General features: G+C 33.9%; 22 protein-coding genes and 1 riboswitch. All 22 genes read left to right on the top strand.

The features are described 5' to 3' along the window. Positions 1-68 precede the first annotated feature (68 nt). The 22 genes from HSACCH_RS11780 to fliP all read left to right on the top strand — a co-directional run bounded on the left by HSACCH_RS11780 (position 69) and on the right by fliP (position 17188). On the top strand, positions 69-422 hold the full coding sequence (locus HSACCH_RS11780; protein WP_005490063.1) for a response regulator: 354 nt from the start codon (positions 69-71) through the stop codon (positions 420-422). An 8-nt stretch (positions 423-430) separates the two neighbouring features. Beyond that, positions 431-518, top strand: a riboswitch (cyclic di-GMP riboswitch). A gap of 143 nt (positions 519-661) precedes the next feature. After that, entirely contained in the window at positions 662-1063 is a 402-nt protein-coding gene (gene flgB, locus HSACCH_RS11775; RefSeq protein ID WP_005490061.1) for a flagellar basal body rod protein FlgB, read from the top strand. A 2-nt stretch (positions 1064-1065) separates the two neighbouring features. Then, entirely contained in the window at positions 1066-1494 is a 429-nt protein-coding gene (gene flgC / locus HSACCH_RS11770) for a flagellar basal body rod protein FlgC (protein WP_005490059.1), read from the top strand. A 21-nt stretch (positions 1495-1515) separates the two neighbouring features. Then, positions 1516-1815, top strand: a complete 300-nt coding sequence (gene fliE / locus HSACCH_RS11765; protein WP_005490058.1) for a flagellar hook-basal body complex protein FliE — start codon at positions 1516-1518, stop codon at positions 1813-1815. Between the two features lie 109 nt (positions 1816-1924). Beyond that, positions 1925-3466: a flagellar basal-body MS-ring/collar protein FliF gene (gene fliF / locus HSACCH_RS11760; RefSeq protein WP_005490056.1), complete on the top strand. Its 1542-nt coding sequence runs from the start codon at positions 1925-1927 to the stop codon at positions 3464-3466. Positions 3467-3484: 18 nt separating this feature from the next. Next, a complete protein-coding gene (gene fliG, locus HSACCH_RS11755) occupies positions 3485-4489 on the top strand; it encodes a flagellar motor switch protein FliG (protein WP_005490054.1) in 1005 nt (334 codons plus the stop codon). Next, entirely contained in the window at positions 4482-5270 is a 789-nt protein-coding gene (locus tag HSACCH_RS11750) for a FliH/SctL family protein (protein WP_005490053.1), read from the top strand. Before fliG ends, HSACCH_RS11750 begins: the two co-directional genes overlap by 8 nt. Further along, complete coding sequence (fliI, locus tag HSACCH_RS11745; protein WP_005490051.1) at positions 5263-6570, top strand: flagellar protein export ATPase FliI; 1308 nt, start codon at positions 5263-5265, stop codon at positions 6568-6570. The genes HSACCH_RS11750 and fliI overlap by 8 nt, the downstream gene beginning before the upstream one ends. A 10-nt stretch (positions 6571-6580) precedes the next feature. Further along, positions 6581-7015 carry a flagellar export protein FliJ gene (gene fliJ, locus HSACCH_RS11740; protein WP_005490049.1) on the top strand — a complete coding sequence of 145 codons (435 nt, stop codon included), beginning with the start codon at positions 6581-6583 and terminating at the stop codon, positions 7013-7015. 5 nt (positions 7016-7020) lie between these two features. Then, positions 7021-7554: a MotE family protein gene (locus tag HSACCH_RS11735; protein WP_005490048.1), complete on the top strand. Its 534-nt coding sequence runs from the start codon at positions 7021-7023 to the stop codon at positions 7552-7554. Positions 7555-7594: 40 nt separating this feature from the next. Then, positions 7595-9175 carry a flagellar hook-length control protein FliK gene (locus HSACCH_RS11730; protein ID WP_005490047.1) on the top strand — a complete coding sequence of 527 codons (1581 nt, stop codon included), beginning with the start codon at positions 7595-7597 and terminating at the stop codon, positions 9173-9175. Between the two features lie 13 nt (positions 9176-9188). Next, the gene (flgD, locus tag HSACCH_RS11725; protein ID WP_005490046.1) at positions 9189-9629 is read left to right on the top strand and encodes a flagellar hook assembly protein FlgD; all 441 of its coding nucleotides are present in this window, start codon (positions 9189-9191) and stop codon (positions 9627-9629) included. Between the two features lie 14 nt (positions 9630-9643). Continuing rightward, positions 9644-10039: a TIGR02530 family flagellar biosynthesis protein gene (locus HSACCH_RS11720; RefSeq protein ID WP_005490044.1), complete on the top strand. Its 396-nt coding sequence runs from the start codon at positions 9644-9646 to the stop codon at positions 10037-10039. Between the two features lie 174 nt (positions 10040-10213). Further along, positions 10214-11452, top strand: coding sequence for a flagellar hook protein FlgE (locus HSACCH_RS11715; protein ID WP_005490043.1), 1239 nt, complete (start codon positions 10214-10216; stop codon positions 11450-11452). Positions 11453-11521: 69 nt separating this feature from the next. Next, on the top strand, positions 11522-11731 hold the full coding sequence (locus tag HSACCH_RS11710) for a flagellar FlbD family protein (protein ID WP_005490041.1): 210 nt from the start codon (positions 11522-11524) through the stop codon (positions 11729-11731). Continuing rightward, entirely contained in the window at positions 11732-12541 is an 810-nt protein-coding gene (locus tag HSACCH_RS11705; protein ID WP_005490039.1) for a motility protein A, read from the top strand. It abuts the gene before it with no gap. Beyond that, positions 12519-13346: a flagellar motor protein MotB gene (locus HSACCH_RS11700; RefSeq protein WP_235044021.1), complete on the top strand. Its 828-nt coding sequence runs from the start codon at positions 12519-12521 to the stop codon at positions 13344-13346. The genes HSACCH_RS11705 and HSACCH_RS11700 overlap by 23 nt, the downstream gene beginning before the upstream one ends. A 1-nt stretch (position 13347) precedes the next feature. After that, complete coding sequence (locus HSACCH_RS11695; RefSeq protein ID WP_005490036.1) at positions 13348-13797, top strand: flagellar basal body-associated FliL family protein; 450 nt, start codon at positions 13348-13350, stop codon at positions 13795-13797. Positions 13798-13809: 12 nt separating this feature from the next. Next, positions 13810-14814 carry a flagellar motor switch protein FliM gene (gene fliM / locus HSACCH_RS11690; protein WP_005490035.1) on the top strand — a complete coding sequence of 335 codons (1005 nt, stop codon included), beginning with the start codon at positions 13810-13812 and terminating at the stop codon, positions 14812-14814. Beyond that, positions 14807-16012, top strand: a complete 1206-nt coding sequence (gene fliY / locus HSACCH_RS11685; protein ID WP_005490034.1) for a flagellar motor switch phosphatase FliY — start codon at positions 14807-14809, stop codon at positions 16010-16012. Before fliM ends, fliY begins: the two co-directional genes overlap by 8 nt. A gap of 14 nt (positions 16013-16026) precedes the next feature. Continuing rightward, positions 16027-16419 (top strand): flagellar biosynthetic protein FliO, encoded by a 393-nt coding sequence (locus HSACCH_RS11680; protein ID WP_005490033.1) that lies wholly within the window; start codon positions 16027-16029, stop codon positions 16417-16419. Further along, positions 16409-17188 (top strand): flagellar type III secretion system pore protein FliP, encoded by a 780-nt coding sequence (fliP, locus tag HSACCH_RS11675; protein ID WP_005490031.1) that lies wholly within the window; start codon positions 16409-16411, stop codon positions 17186-17188. Before HSACCH_RS11680 ends, fliP begins: the two co-directional genes overlap by 11 nt. Positions 17189-17236 lie beyond the last annotated feature (48 nt).

Here is a 17236-nt window from a genome sequence, read left to right as displayed (position 1 = left end):
TAAATAAAATATATATTTGTTATTATTATTAATAGCAGTATAAATACTTGCTAGGAGGTAAACCTTATATGAATAGTGTTTTAATAGTAGATGATGCTGCTTTTATGCGCTTGAATTTGAAAAATATTTTAAAAGATAATTTTGAAGTTGTCGGAGAAGCAGAAAATGGGAAGGAAGCTGTAGAACTTTATCAGGAAGTAAAGCCCGATATCGTGACTATGGATATTACAATGCCGATTATGGATGGATTAGAAGCTATAAAAGCAATTCAAGATATTGACCCGTCTGCGAAAATTGTTGTTTGTAGTGCTATGGGACAACAAAAAATTGTTATTCAAGCAATTGAACTGGGAGCAAAGGACTTTATTGTGAAACCATTTAAGAAAGATAGAGTGATGGAATCCTTAGAAAAATTGCTATAACTTATTTAAATAAATATTGGCAAAATTACCGAAAGGTAATGACGCAAAACTATGGGTCTAAAAACGAAATTATGTTATGACTGCCAGGTTGCATGTTATTGAAGATAATATTGAATGTATTAATAGTAGATTTCTACTACATAATTCCATGCAATATTTTTTTAATGAGTTGCTATGTGGCCTTTAGTTAACCTAAAGGCCCATTTTTATATTTAAAATTTAATTCAGGAGGTGGCAGAGTGAATAATTATGTATCAATAATTAGTGGTGCTTTAGATGGTGCAGTCAAAAGAGGAGAACTAATTTCGAACAATTTAGCAAATATTGGGACCCCAGGCTATAAACGGCAGGATACTAATTTTAAATCGATGTTAAATAAAAAGATAAATGCTGACCAAAATAAAAACATTTCCTTAAATACCACCACTTCAAAACATATTCCCTTCCGCAAGGAATATTCTAATCCAAACACTACTGTTTCAAATAGTAATAAAAGCTACCGTAATGATCAAAATAATGTAGATGTTGATTTTGAAATGGCAGAAATGGCCAAAAATAGTATATATTATAATGTAATGACCCGTCGTGCGGCAGGTCATTTTTCGACTTTAAATCAGGTTATAAGTCAGGGAGGTAGATAAAAGTGTTTAAGGGAATTGATATCAGTGCATCTGGATTAACTGCTCAGAGGTTAAGAATGGACCTTATTTCGGGGAATATAGCCAATGCAGAAACTACTCGTGATGAAGATGGAAACACTTATCGAAGAAAAGTAGCTGTTTTTAAAGAAAAATTCTCTAGTCAAGTAAAGGCCTTAAACTCCAAGCAAAAAAGTGGAGCCAATGCAGGTGTTGAAGTAAGTGCAATTGAAGAAGATCCCTCTCCTTTTAGATTGGAATATCGTCCCGATCATCCAGATGCAGATGAGAATGGTTATTTAGAGCTGCCAAATGTCAGTGTAATGACCGAAATGGTTAATATGATTGATGCAAGCAGAAGTTATGAGGCAAATGTACAGGCAATTTCTAATTACAAAAGTATGGCAAATAGTGCCCTAAATATTAGTACCTAAGCTTAAAACGAGGTGAAAACAATGATAAATATTAATCCGATCAATATAGCAGATAATTTCAAGCTTGATCAGGGATCCAAGCAAATCGAAGAGCCTAATAAAGAAAATTTTTCCAATTATTTTAACAAAAAATTACAAGAGGTAAACCAATTACAAAAAGATTCTCAAAAAATGACCGCTGATTTCGCAGTTGGTAAAACAGATAATATTCATCAAGTTATGATCTCTGCTGAAAAAGCTAAAATAGCAGTTAACTTAACTACAGCGGTTCAGTCAAAAGCAATTGATGCTTACAAGGAAATTATGCGTCTCCAGGTTTAATTTGATAAATTTTTGTTTCATTTATAATTTTTATTTATATTTTTATTTAAAATTTTAATGCATTTTTAAAGTTAATTTTAGTAAGTAATAATGAGGAAGAGGTTTTATAATGGCAGAGATGTTTGCAAAATATAAGGAAGAACTCAGCACTTTATGGAAAAAACTAAATAAAAAAATTCAGCTTTTAATTATTGTGCTGACAGTTTTAATGTCCTTAGCTTTTGCTTATTTAATATTTAGTGGAAGTTCTGTTAACTACCAGCCGCTTTATGCTGACTTAAGCACCTCTGATTCAGCTGCAATAGTTGCAAGGTTGGACGAAAATAATGTTGACTATAAATTGGGAGGACAAGGTAATACTATTTTAGTACCAGAATCTGAAATTTATAAACTTCGACTTGATTTAGCAGCTGCTGGTTTACCTGACCAGGGGATAGTCGGCTTTGAAATTTTCGATGAGAGTGATTTTGGGACAACAGAATTTGAAAGGAAAGTCAATTATTATAGAGCGCTCGGAGGAGAATTAGGCCGCTCAATTCAGTCGATATCAGGCATTAGTTATTCGCGAGTGCAGATAACCCCACCCCAAGAAAGCCTTTTTCTTTCTGAAGAAGAATCGGCAACAGCTTCCGTTTTGGTAGAACTAGAACCGGGTTTTAGAATGAATCAAAATCAGATTGAGGCTATTCGCAATCTTGTTTCTAGTGGAGTTCAAAATCTTCCCTTAGCTGATGTTACAATTGTTGATACAAACGGTAATCTGCTCTCCAATAATAATTCTGATCTTAATCAGGGAGTTGATCCTCAAAATTTTGTTCTGCAAAAAGAATTTGAAGCATCACTTAAAAATGATTTGAGCTCGCTTTTAAGTAGAGTTTTGGGACCGAATAACTTCGCTGTAGAAATTTATGCTAATTTAAATTTTGATCAAAGACAGGCCGAAAGCAAAACCTACTCTCCAGTTGTAGATGAAAACGGAATTGTAAGAAGTGAGGAAATTAGCAGTGAAAGTCAGGAGGGCTCTCAGGGAGCTGGTGGTGCTCCAGGAACTGATGCTAATATTCCGCAATATCAGGCTGAAGGTAACAATGAAAGTTCGAGTTATGAAAATGAAAATAGAATAACTAATTATGAGATTAATGAAAGAATTGAACAGCATATTTATGCTCCCGGCAAAGTTGAAAGACTTTCAGTTTCGGTAATGGTCGATCAGTCTACAGATGAAGAAACAATTAATCAAATCAGATCAGCTGTTGCAGCGGCCATTGGTTATGATCAGGAACGGGGAGATTTGCTAAATGTTACTGCCGTTAATTTTGATAATTCACTGCAGGAAGAAGCTGAGGCAGCAAGGGAAAATCTTGCAGCTGCAGAAAGACGTAGAATGTACATTTATGCTGCTTTAATAGTCTTTGTTTTAATTGTTAGTGCAGCCTTAATTATTTATTTATACAGACGCAAGAAAAGCCAGTTTGCCACAGGTGGCAACATAGATTTGTCAGTCGAAGATGACGAAGAAGAAATGGCTTTATTTGAACCGAATCAGGAACAGAAAAAAGATGCTCATATGAAACGCGAATTAGAACAAATGATTCATTCAGATCCAGAAAATGCTGCAAAGCTAATACGCAGTTGGCTAATGGATGAATAAAATTGAAAGGAAATTCTTATGAGAGATGAACTTACAGGTAAAGAAAAAGCGGCAATCTTACTAATTTCTTTGGGTCCAGAGACTTCTTCCGATGTTTTTAAACATCTAGATGATGAAGAAGTTGAAAAATTGACCCTAGAAATTGCCAATCAAAATAAAATAGATCCCGGCTTAAAAAAGAAAATTCAGCAGGAATTTATACAGCTGCAGCAGGCAAATGACTACATTAATTCTGGTGGTATTAATTATGCTAAAAAGATTTTAGAAAAGTCTTTTGGGCCTGATAAAACTAAAAGAATAATTAACCGTCTGACCGCAACTCTACAGGTAAGACCATTTGATTCTATCCGCAAATCTGACCCTGGTCAACTTTTGAATTTTATCCAGGGGGAGCATCCTCAGACTATCGCTTTAATCTTAGCTTATGTCAATGCTGAACAGGCTTCGCAGGTTTTATCTATGCTGCCAACAGATGTTCAGAGTAAGGTAGCAAAAAGAATTGCGGTTATGGATAGAATTTCACCTGAAATAATTAAAGAAGTAGAAGCGGTAATGGAGAAAAAATTATCTGCTGTCGCAAGTAATGAATATGCTAGTGCAGGAGGTATTCAGGCAATAGTAGATGTCTTAAATCAAGTTGATCGAGGTACCGAAAAAAATATTCTTGATAAATTAGAAGAAGATGATCCAGAACTGGTTGAAGAAATCAAAAAGAGAATGTTTGTCTTTGAAGATGTTGTACTTCTGACTGATAGAGCGGTTCAGCTGGTGCTGCGTCAGGTGGAAACACATGATTTAGCTCTTGCTTTAAAAACTGCCAGTGAAGAAGTTGAAAATATCATAAAAGGTAATATGTCACAAAGAGCAGCCGAGATGCTGGAAGAGGATATTGAATTCATGGGTCCTGTCCGAATTAGAGAGGTGGAGGATGCTCAGCAAAGAATTGTTAATATTATTAGAGAATTAGAAGAAAGTGGAGAAATTGTAATTGCCCGTGGTGGGGAAGGTGAGGTAATTGTCTAAAATTATTAAGGCTTCTCAAATAATTGGTAAATACAAAATTCAAAATCAGGATAACGCCCTTTCTATAGAATCTTTAAGAGAAAAAGCAGCACAAACAAATCAATCTACAAATGGAAATAATAAAAAGCAGAATTATAGTTCAGATAGTTCTAAAAAAGCCCATTTAATTATTAAACGGGAAAAAGCAGAAAAAGAAGCCGATTTAATTATTGCTCAAGCTGAACACAAAGCTTCAGAAATGATTAAAGCTGCTGAAAAAGAAAAAAAGAAAATAGAAGCCGAAAAAGAGGAAATTTTTTCTAAAATTAAAAATGAAGCTGAAGCTGAAGCAATTAAAGCAGCTCAGCAAAAAATAGATAGTGCGGCATCAGAATTGCTTTTAACTGCAGAATCTTTTCAAGCAGAACTAAATCAGCAAAAAATTGGAGTAAAGAAAGACATAGTCAGATTAGCAGTTAAAATTGCAAGTGTGATTATAGATGTTAAGCTGGAACAGCAGCCCGAAATTATAAATAATATTATTAGTGATATTCTTTCAGAAATTGATGAAAGCCATAAAAATATTATTGTACGAATTCATCCAGATTTAGTTCCCTTTATCGAAGATAATAACCTTTATTCTAGATTGAAAGAAAAAAATCTTGAATTTAAAGCCGACTCAGACTTAAAAAAAGGTGATTGTATTGTCGAATCTAATCTCGGCGGCAAAGAAGGCAGTATTTCACATAAAATTGATTTAATAAAAGAAGAACTTTTAAAAGAGGTTGAGGCTAATGTTTGATTTACAGTTAGATAAACTCGAAGCAAAACTTAATCAGATGGAAACAACCCGCAACTTTGGCCATATTAACCGGGTTATAGGACTTGTTATTGAATCAATTGGTCCTCAGGCCTCAATTGGAGAGCTGTGTTTGATAAAAAGTGACCAGGGGGATATTCAAGCTGAGGTTGTTGGTTTTGATGATAATAAGATTTTGATGATGCCTATCGGTGAAATGGAAGGTATAAAACCTGGTGCTAAAGTAGTTGCTACAGGTGAGAAACTAAAGATAAAAGTTGGAGAAAATCTTTTAGGAAAAATAATTGATGGTAGCGGCAACATTCTTAATGGAGATAATATAAATAGTGGTACAGCAGTTGAAGTAAATCGTCGGCCACCTGATCCCTTAAGCAGGGAGAGGATTAAAGAGCCGCTTTCTTTAGGGGTTAGATGTATTGATGGCTTTTTAACCTGCGGTAAGGGTCAACGTCTTGGTATTTTTGCCGGTAGTGGTGTAGGTAAATCAACACTGCTTGGAATGGCAGCCAGAAATACGAATGCTGATATTAATGTGATTGCTCTGGTTGGAGAAAGAGGGCGTGAAGTTAGAGACTTTATTGAAAAGGATCTGGGCGCAGAAGGCTTGAAACGCTCAATTGTAGTAGTTGCAACTTCTGATCAACCAGCATTACTCAGGGTTAAAGCAGCGAATATTGCTACTGCAATTGCCGAATATTTTAGAGATCAGGGTGAAGATGTTTTGTTGATGATGGATTCGGTTACCAGAGTCGCCATGGCTTTAAGAGAAGTAGGTCTGGCAATTGGTGAACCACCTGCAACAAGGGGTTATCCACCTTCTGTATTTGCCGAGCTACCCAAGTTATTAGAAAGAACAGGAACGAATGATGTTGGTTCTATTACCGCTCTTTACACAGTTTTAGTTGAAGGTGATGATTTTAATGAGCCGGTTTCTGATACGGTCCGGGGTATACTTGATGGTCATATATCACTTTCTAGAGAACTTGCTGAATCAGGTCATTATCCTGCAGTTGATGTATTGAGCAGTGTTAGTAGAATTATGAATGATCTGGTAGAGAAAGATCACCTTAAAGCTTCTGAAAAGATACAGCAGTGGCTGGCCACTTACAATCAATCAGAGGATTTAATTAATATTGGTGCTTATGAAAAGGGCTCAAATCCCGAGGTTGATAAAGCCATTGAAAAAATTGATCAGATTAATAATTTTTTGAGACAGGGAATAGAAGAAAAAGCAAATTATGAAGATACTGTCAAACGCTTAAAAAATATTGCCTCAAGATAGGGTGACTTAGATGGCTAAATATAATTTTAAATTTGATAAAATTTTATCCCTGAGAAATAAAGAGGAAGAACAGGCAGAAAATAATTATCTTAAGTTAAAAAAAGAGCTGCAAGAATTAAACAAGCAGCTGCAAGAGCTTGAGTTTGAAAAAGAAGAAGTTTTTGATAATTTAAGAAATGATGCTGCAAATATTAATGCTCATATTGAACTGAGAAATTATTTAAAGAGATTAAGAGCTTTAAAATTGGAAATTGAAAAGAAGCAAAAAGAGAAGGCTCAGGCAGTAGAAAAGCAGTTTCAATATCTGATGGAAAAGAAAAAAGAAAGAAAAACCCTGGAAAAATTAAAAGAAAAAGAAAGTGAAAGGTTCATCAAAGAATTTTTAGCATCAGAACAAAAAGAACTTGATGAATTAGGAAGACACTATACTACAGGTGGTAGATAAAGCCAATGAAAAAAATTATATATTTTTTAATATTATTTTTAGTACTTTTTTCTATGTTAAGCTGGTCACTTGATGCACTCGATGTAATTGATGTTAAAGCAGCTTTATATAATTTAGCCAGCAGAATACCGGTTGTAAATAATTACCTTGTCAGCCGAGCAGAAATAGTCGAACTGGAAACTGAAAATATGGACCTGCAGCAGAAGATCAATTCTAAAGATACAGAAATTGCTGAACTAAATAATGAAATACAAAAACTTGAACAAGAACTTGAAGATCAGGAAGCAGTAATGGCTGAAATCCAAAAGGACTACAATGAATTGGCTGATAGCAAAGAAGATAGAGAAGCTAAACTGGAAAAGATAGCCGATATATATCGCAGCATGGATTCAGATGCTGCAGCAGCTGTAATAATGCAGATGGATCAGAAGCTGGCTTTAGAAATCTTATCACGGCTTAAAGAAGACCAGGCGGCAGCTATACTGGAATCATTGTCCCAGGATAGAGCTGCTGAACTTTTTAGTCTTCTTAGTCAATAGATAATGATGAGTTAAAAAATAATTGAAAGGGGGTGAGAAATTGAATAGAGGTGTTAGTTTAAATCAATATCATTTTAAAGCTCCGGCTCAAGAAAACATTAAAAAAGATTCTTATCAAGCAGTAAAACCTGAGCAATCATTCTCAGAAAAGATGAAAGCTTTACAAAATAAGAGAAATGATAATTCTCAATCTGCTTCTAAGAACAAAAAAGTCAAAGAAGAATCCAAGGATCTGAGAGCAGAACCAGAAGCAAAAAACAGCAAGAGTAAGAATGTCGAAGCTGATAAAAGTGATAAAGATTTAAAAAAAGTTGATAAAGAAAAAATGGAAGAAATCAAAGAAAATATTTTTGTTCAGTTAGGTCAATTGAATTTAGGTAGTGAAGCTCAGCAGAAATTAGAATCAGTTTTGAAAGAAGCTGGCTTTTCGAAAGCTCAAATTCAAGCAGTTAATAAGCAAAATATTTCAGCTGTAGACTTAGCATTTTCGGAAATGAATGAAAGTTCTTTAGAAGAACTATTTTCTGATTTAGGAACTTTTTTATCAGAATCCGAAGTTGATTTGAATGAAAATACTGAATTAGCTTCATTAATCAATTTATTAAAAGAAATTGAAAGCAGTGGAACTATATTATCCGAAAATCAATCTTTTAATGAGGTTGCTGCCAAAGAATTAACTGCTAAAAATGATGATAATCTGAAATCAGCAAAAGAAAACTCAGCTACTAAAACAGATGGGAAGTTTTTAAATGCAAAGAATTCAGCTAAAGTTGTTGAAAGTTTAAATCTTAATCAATCAGATCTAACTGGCTTAAATCAGGAACTTGATTTAGCTCAAAATGGAAATTTGAAAGAAGAAGTTCTTACTCAAATTAAGAATGATAATCAAGGTAAAACCAATCAAGAACTAAAATTCTTTAATTCCATGAGCAATAAAAATTCAGCAGAATTAAATCTGGAAGGTTTGACAAAACTGATGCAGGGTGAGTCAACTGCAAAAGGAAAAGATTCTAATTTAAATTTGATTGGAACAGAATCATTTTTAAATATGGAGCTGGAAACTAATAGCGGCGGAAGGCTTGTTAATTTAAATAATAACTCTGAACTAAAGCAAAATCTTCCTGTTAAAGACCAATTTGTCCAGAAATTTAGGGGAGAATATTCAGCTGCTAAAAATGAAATGAATCTGGAATTAAAACCTGATTCATTAGGTAAGATTGCAGTTAAACTTAATCTTGATCAAGGTAAAATTGATGCTAAAATGATTGTAGAAAGTAAGTTTGTGCAGTCTCAACTTGAAAACAGCATGCAGGAAATAAAGACTGATTTGCTAAAACAGGGAATAAATATTGAGCAGTTCAAAATTGAAACTGCAAAAAATGCGCCCAAACAGGTTGAACAGCAGAATAACTTTGATTTTAACGAACAAAATTCTGACTTTAGTGATGGCGAAACTGGTCAAAATCAGGAATATGAACAGCGACAGTTTTTTCAAGGCCAGTATTATGTTCAGAGGAATATCACAAATGATAATTTAAATAATGATGAACTCATGATGAGACAACAGGAAATTATTAATAGGGCAGCCTTTGCTAAAGGGAAGCTTAATTTAATTGTTTAAAGGAGGTAGTTAAATGGCTGATATAACAGGTGTAAGTTCGACTCAAAATACTCAGTATCAACAGGAAACTCAACGTGAGACTTTAGAAGCTAATGATGCGCTTGGTCAGGATGCCTTTTTTAAGATACTTATTACTCAATTGCAAAACCAGGATCCTCTTAATCCAATGGAAGATAGAGATTTTGTTGCCCAGATGGCAGAGTTTAGTTCGCTTGAAAAAACTGAAAAAGTCTATTCTCTTCTAGAAGATAAATTGAGTTCTAATCAGGTAATACAAAATAGTAATCTTATCGGTAAAGAAATTACAGCAAATGTCGAAGGTATTAAACTTGAAGGTGTAGTTGATGCAGTTAAATCTTCTAATGGTAAGGTGCTGGCAGTACTTGATAGTGGGTCTGAGATTAATATTAGTAATATAACTCAGGTAAAAAACATTGAGGCAGAAGAAGTATAAAAGAGGTGTTAAATATGGATAATAGACTAAAAATAAATCAACCAATACAACCTCTCAAAAGGACACAACAGCAAAAGAAAAATGTCCAGGAAAAGAAAAAATCTAATTCTCCATCGTTTAAGGATATTTTAGGAGATAAGATGAAGGGGAAGGATAAGCTTTCATTTTCCAAACACGCTAAGAAAAGAATCGATTCTCGCTCTATTCCCGTTTCAAAAGTAGAACTTGATAAGTTAAGTACCGGGGTAGAAAAAGCTAGAAATAAAGGTGCAAGAGATTCTTTAGTGATGGTTAACAATGTAGCTTATATTGTTAGTGTAGAAAACAACACAGTAGTTACAGCAGTTGATGAGGACAGTATGGATGATAATGTTTTTACTAATATAGATAGTGCAGTATTTATGAAATAGCAAGATAATTGTAAAATGAAAATATAACTGAAAAAATAGAAAAAATGAAGACTTTAAGCTGGAAAATCTAAAATTTAGCTTAAAATCGGATATGAGCTGGACCTTTTTCAGGGAGCTCTGTTCTGCTGTCGATAACAGTGGAACTCCGATAAATACTGAAGGAGGAAAATTTATATGTTAAGATCGATGTATGCGGGTGTGTCAGGATTAAACACACATCAGCAGATGATGGATGTAACAGGAAATAATATTTCAAATGTAAATACAATTGGATTTAAAAGCAGCCGGGTTACTTTTAAAGAAATGTTAAGTCAGACTTTGAAAGGTGCTTCAAGACCTTCAGATAATGGTGATAGAGCGGGAACTAATCCACAACAAATTGGACTTGGAGTAGGGATCGGAAGTATAGATAGTGATATGTCTTCTGGAAACCTACAGTCAACAGGAAAAAATTCTGATGTAGCTATTCAGGGAGATGGATTTTTTGTTCTGCAGGATGAAAATGGTAATAAATCATATTCCAGGGCAGGGAACTTTGGTTTTGATGCTAAAGGAAATTTATTTTCACTTTCAACTGGATTACAGGTAGTAGGGGCAGTAAATGAATTGGATAATAATCAAGAAAATAATCCAATTAATCTGAAGTCTACAATTAATGCAAAATCTACAGATGAAGTTTCACTTGGAGGGAACTTAAATAAAAGTATAACTTCTGGGGAAGAAAGAACTGTATCTACCGATATAATAGCTCAGGATAACTCTTCATATACTCTTGAGATGACTTATACTAAGGATACCGCTGATGATGAATGGACTGGAAAAGGAAAAATAATCGCAGAAGATAAAACAGAAACCGAATTGGAATTTTCTGGATCGACACCTGTTAATGAATTTGATATAAGTTTTTTACCAAATGGTGATATTCAGTCTGGTGAATTTCAATACACTGATAATATAGCAAGTATAATTGGAAATGATATTGAAATTGATTTGAATAATTTAACTCAAATATCTGCTAACTCGGATATTAATTTTTCTGATGTTACTGGTTATAAAAAAGGGGATTTAGAATCTTTTTCATTTGATGAAAATGGATATATTACTGGATCTTATAGTAATGGGTTATCTGAAGCATCTGCTAGGATTAAATTAGTGAATTTTTCTAATCCTGCTGGTTTAAATCGGAAAGATGGAGTCTTTACAGAATCAGTTAATTCTGGAGAGCCTCAGAACACTTTTCCTGGGTCTGGAGGTACTGGTAATTTAGCGCCTTCTACTTTAGAAATGTCAAATGCCAATCTTTCTCAGGAGTTTACCAATATGATTACTGCTCAGAGAGGGTTCCAGGCAAGTTCAAAACTTATAACAACCTCAGATGAAATGCTGCAGGAATTAGTAAATCTAAAAAGATAATTTGATTTAAATAGTCAGGCTGAAATCTATTATAGATTTTGGCCTGACATATAATAAAGGAAGTGTATGATGATTAAATTGACCAGGACAAGTGGAAAAGAATTTGTATTAAATGTTGATCTGATAGTTGAGGTGCAGGAGACTCCAGATACAGTGATAACCCTTAATAATGGCAAAAAATTGCTTGTCAAAGATTCGGCAGATGATATAATTGAAAAGGTAGTAAAATATCGCCAGAAAATTATGGGTGGAATTTCTAGAACAGGGGAGAGATCTTAAATGGATATCGCAACAATAGTCGGTTTAGCAGCAGGAGCAATAATATTTTCATTGGTAGCTATACTGGGTGGTAACGTAATAATCTTTGTTAGTGTTCAGTCTGCCCTGGTAGTTCTAGGTGGTACCCTGGCCGGTGTAATGATCAGTTATACTTTCAGTGATTTAAAAAACATTCCTAATCTGTTACGTGTTTCACTTCAGGATGACAAAATAGAGTCAGATCATATAATTGAAAGTCTTGTAAATTTTGCTGAAAAAGCAAGAAGAGAAGGTCTTTTGGCTTTAGAAGATGATGCTGCTGAAATGGATGATGAATTCCTAAAAAAAGGAGTTCAGTTAATAGTTGATGGTACTGATCCTGAATTAGTTCGAAATATTTTAGAAACAAAACTAACTTTTTTGCAGGAAAGACACGCTAAAGGGAGAGGAATCTTTGCCACAATGGGACAGTTAGCACCTGCTTTTGGTATGATTGGTACCTTAATCGGATTGGTCCAGATGTTAAGTCAGCTGGATGATCCAACTCAGTTGGGTTCTGGTATGGCTGTAGCTTTAATTACAACTCTTTATGGTGCCTTGCTTGCTAACTGGTTATTTATTCCGTTATCTAAAAACTTAGAAACACAGAGTAATCACGAAATACATGTTAAAGAAGTTATTATAGAAGGAATACTCTCAATTCAGGCTGGCGAAAACCCAAGAATTGTAAAAGAAAAATTACATGCTTTCTTATCAGAGGGCGAGAAAGAAGAGGTAGAAGCCAGAATAAATGATATGGGAGAGGTAGGTGCCAGGGAAAATGCCTCGTAATAATAACAATAATAAAAATGATGATGGTGGTGGATCACCTGCCTGGATGACAACTTTTGGTGATATGATGACCCTGCTTTTAGTATTTTTTGTGCTATTATATTCTTTTTCTTCAATGGATGTTGAAAAGTTCCAGGGTTTTATATCAGCACTTCAAAATCAACTTGGTGTTTTAGATGGAGGTCAGACAATTACTCCTAATCCCAACATAGATGCAGGTACACTTGGAGAGGATTATGCCCAGGCACCTCAAAATATTCAGCAGATAATGAGGGAGCTTGATAATTACATTAAAAGTAATGATCTTGGAGATAGAGTTGAGGTTGAAAATAAGAGAAAAGGTTTAGTTATCAGCTTGACTGGTGAGATATTATACGAATTAGGCCGGGCAAACATACGAGGACAGGGAAGAGAAGTTTTATCGATGATTTCTGATATTTTAATAGATATTCCAAATGATATTATGATTGAAGGACATACAGATGATTTACCAATTAGAACAGATGAGTTTCCTTCAAACTGGGAACTATCAACTGCAAGAGCAGTAAATGTTATAAAATTTTTAATTGAAGAAACAGACTTTGATCCTGCTCGCCTTTCTGCTGCCGGTTATTCGGAATATAGACCGGTTGCTGATAATGATAGTTCTAAAGGAAGAGCAAAAAACAGAAGGATTGAAGTTGTAATCTTAAATTCTCAATACGTTGTAAATAATGATTCAAATTCAATTCCAAAACAACAAAAGCAAAGGGAACTTGCGGAAAACAACGAGGAGAGAATTCAGTCGGAAGGGGAGGATGGCTGATATGGCAGAAAATAAAACTATAAATTATAAAATGTTAACACTGATTATTGTACTTGTTATTATTATTACAGGAGTAGCTAGTTTTACTTTTTTTACTTATTTTTCTGTAGCAGAAAATAGTGAAGAAAAAGAAGAATTTAAAATTGAAGATATTAGGTCTACCTACATGGTAGGAGATTTTGTAGTTAATATAACTGATAATAGTAGAATCAATTTTATTAGAGCAAGTCTGGTATTTGAAATTGAAGATAATAATTTAATTGAAGAACTAGAAAAAAGGAAACCTCAGTTAAGGGATACAATAATAACAACTTTGCGTTCTCAAAATGAAACTATTTTAAAAGAAGCTAATGCTCAAACTATAAAGAGTATTATTAAAAATGAGGTAAATAAAATATTAAAATCAGGAGAAATAACAAATGTATGGTTTACAGAATTGGTTGTGCAGTAAGGAGGAGTTAAGATGTCTGATGTATTAAATCAAAATGAAATTGATTCACTTCTTTCTGCAATCAGTAGTGGTAGTATAGATGTTGAAGAAGCTAAAGAACAGTCAGACGAAAAACAGGTGAAAGAATATGATTTTAAGAGACCAGATAAATTATCTAAAGAACAGATTCGTACTTTAGAAATGATTCATGACAATCTTTCCCGTATTTTCACTACTACTCTTTCGACTAAATTGAGAAGTATGGTTAATTTTGAGGTGGTTTCAATTGAGCAGCTTGCCTATTCGGAGTTTATTAACTCACTGCCGGAGCCAACAATTCTTGGGATAAATAAGCTTGAGCCGTTAAGCGGTCAGTTTATTTTTGAAATAAATCCAGAGATTGGGTTTGGTATTATTGACAGATTATTTGGCGGTTTTGGTAATCCGATTACAGATGTTCGATCTTTTACTGATATTGAAAAAGTTGTTTTGAAAAGAGTTATGAACTGGCTTTTAACAGATTTTCGTGAAGCCTGGAGTAACATTGAAGATTTAGAACCAAAACTATTAGAACTGGAATCCAATCCGCACTTTATTCAGGTAGTTCCTGATAGTGATATGACTATTATTATAACACTTGCGGCCAAAATCGGTAGTACAGAAGGCTTAATTAATATTTGTTTGCCTTATATAGTTTTAGAGCCCATAGTTAAGAATTTAAATGCTCAGTACTGGTTTTCAAGTACCAGGGAAAAGCAGACTCCTGAACATATTGCCAAACTAAAGAAAAGATTAAATGAGGCTAGGGTTGAGGTAGATGCTGTACTTGGAAGCACTGAATTAACAGTAGAAGATTTTTTATATTTACATCCAGGTGATGTAATTAGACTTGATAAAAAAGTAGAAGCAAATGCTGAATTAAAAATCGGTAATCACCATAAATATGAGGCGGTTGTTGGGACCAAGAATCGTCATAAAGCGATACAAATTGTTGGAGTAGCAGAAAATTTATTTGAGGAGAGTGAAGTCAATGACTAATGATGGTAATTTTTTGTCACAAGAAGAAATAGATGCTTTAATGAATAATCAGGATGATTCTGAAGACGAAAACGAAAATACGACCAGTCTTAATCCTGAAGAAATTGATGTAATAGGTGAAGTAAACAATATAGCAATGGGTTCCTCTGCTACAGCACTCTCCAAATTGCTGGATCAAAAGGTTGAAATAACAACTCCCGAAGTTGAATTGATGTCTTTTAAAGAACTGATAGAAGCCTATGATCGGCCTTGTGTTTTAATAAAAGTGGAGTATGTTGAAGGAATTGAAGGTTTGAGCATTCTTGTTATTAACACCAAAGATGCGGCAGTAATTGCTGATTTAATGATGGGTGGAGATGGTCTAGATGGCCTGGAACAGGAAATGTTAAACGAGATTTCGATCAGTGCAGTTGGAGAAGCTATGAATCAGATGATGGGAGCAGCGTCAACATCTATGTCAAATATTTTAGATACGCTGGTTAATATTTCTCCACCAGAAGCAGAATTTATTAACTTAGATGATGTAATAGAAGAAGGAAGAGATTGGTTTGATCCAGGAGAAGAAATTGTTGTTACTTCTTTTAATTTGAAAATTGGAGATTTAATTGATAGTACATTCAAACAGTTATCTTCTTTTAATTTTATTAAAAAAATGGCAAATTCACTTTTAAGTGGTCAGACTGGTTTAATGGACAATAGTGAAGAAGAAAAAGCAGATGATGATATTGAGGAAGCTCAAGAACTTAGCAGTGCTGAACCACAAACTGAACCGGAACCGGAGCTAGAACCTGAGAAAACAGAAACTAAAAAAGCGCCTGCTGCTAATAGGGATAAAGCTTCAAGCAGTAGAAGAGAATCTAGAAAAATAACTGAAGAAGAAAAAGTCGATATGCATACTGCCCAGTTCCCTGAATTTAATGATCAGGATACACAGCCGCTGCCAAATAATATGGAACTTATCAAAGATGTGCCTTTAGAGGTAACAGTAAGATTAGGTAAGACAGTAATGAAAATTAGAGATATCTTAGAGCTGGGAGATGGTTCGATTATTGAACTGGATAAACTGGCAGGTGAACCGGTAGATTTACTGGTTAATGGCAAATTGGTTGCTAAGGGCGAAGTAGTAGTAATTGATGAAAACTTTGGCTTTAGGGTTAAAGATATAATCAGTCCAACCGAACGTTTAAGCACTCTTTAAGTGGTGGTGTAAAAATGAACTATATATGGGAAACTTTTAAAATGGCATTTTATTTAATTTTAGTTATAGGCTTTATACTCGCCATTTATTATTTAATTAGAAAGCGGTTCAATTTTAGTTCTTCAAAAGAATTAAAAATAGTAGATAGTATGAGATTACTTAATGGTGAAAACATTTATCTAATAAAAGTTTATGATGAAATTGTAATGCTTGGTGGAAGTAAAGACGAACTTAATTTTTTAAGGAGCTGGTCAATTTCAGAACTGGATATTGAGCTAGATGAGCTGGAAAACGATAAAGAAGAAAAAACAATTTTTAAAGATAAGCTGCTAAAAATTCTTAATCAAAAGAATAATAAGCAGAAAAAGAACAAAGATAATTCCGGCAGTGATCACAATGGAAAGTAAATTTGTGGCCATTGTTCTTTTGTTTATTTTAATTATAAGTTCCATTTTCATTTTTAGTTCTGCGGCTGCCGCTCAGGAATTTAATTTACCTGAATTTTCATTTGAAATTTCAAATACAGATAACCAGGATGCAGAAGGAGAAGATCTTGTCTTATCTTTACGAATCTTATTATTATTAACAGTTCTTTCATTAGCACCCGCAATTATCGTTTTATTTACTTCATTTACCAGAATAATAATAGTTTTTTCAATTTTAAAAAGAGCTTTATCTTTAAATAATATGCCTCCAAATCAGGTTTTAATTGGAATCGCAATATTTTTAACTATTTTTATAATGGCACCAGTTTTGCAGGTTGTAAATCAAGATGCCTTACAGCCTTATTTAGAAGAACAAATATCAATAGAAACAGCTTACGAAAATACTATAACACCGGTCAGAGAGTTTATGTTTAATCAGGTAGATGAGCCATCTTTAAGTCTTTTTGCAGAATTGGCAGAAATTGAACGGCCGGAAAGCAGGCAGGATTTGCCGACTTATGTTTTGATTCCAGCATTTTTAATTCATGAGGTTAAAATTGCCTTTCAAATTGGATTTTTATTATATATACCGTTTTTGATGATCGATATGATTGTTGCCAGTATTTTGATGTCGATGGGAATGATGATGCTGCCACCGGTTATTATTTCGCTTCCATTTAAGATTTTACTTTTTGTACTTGCAGATGGCTGGCATCTTTTAATTGGATCTCTAGTTGAAACTTTTAACTAATAATTTATCAAATTTAATCAATGAAAAATATTTTATTCTAAAAAATTA

It is taken from the genome of Halanaerobium saccharolyticum subsp. saccharolyticum DSM 6643 (genome assembly GCF_000350165.1).
GTDB classification, from domain to species: Bacteria; Bacillota; Halanaerobiia; order Halanaerobiales; family Halanaerobiaceae; genus Halanaerobium; species Halanaerobium saccharolyticum.
Note: the sequence above shows the minus strand (reverse complement) of the source record. Positions and strands in the feature narration are given on the sequence as shown.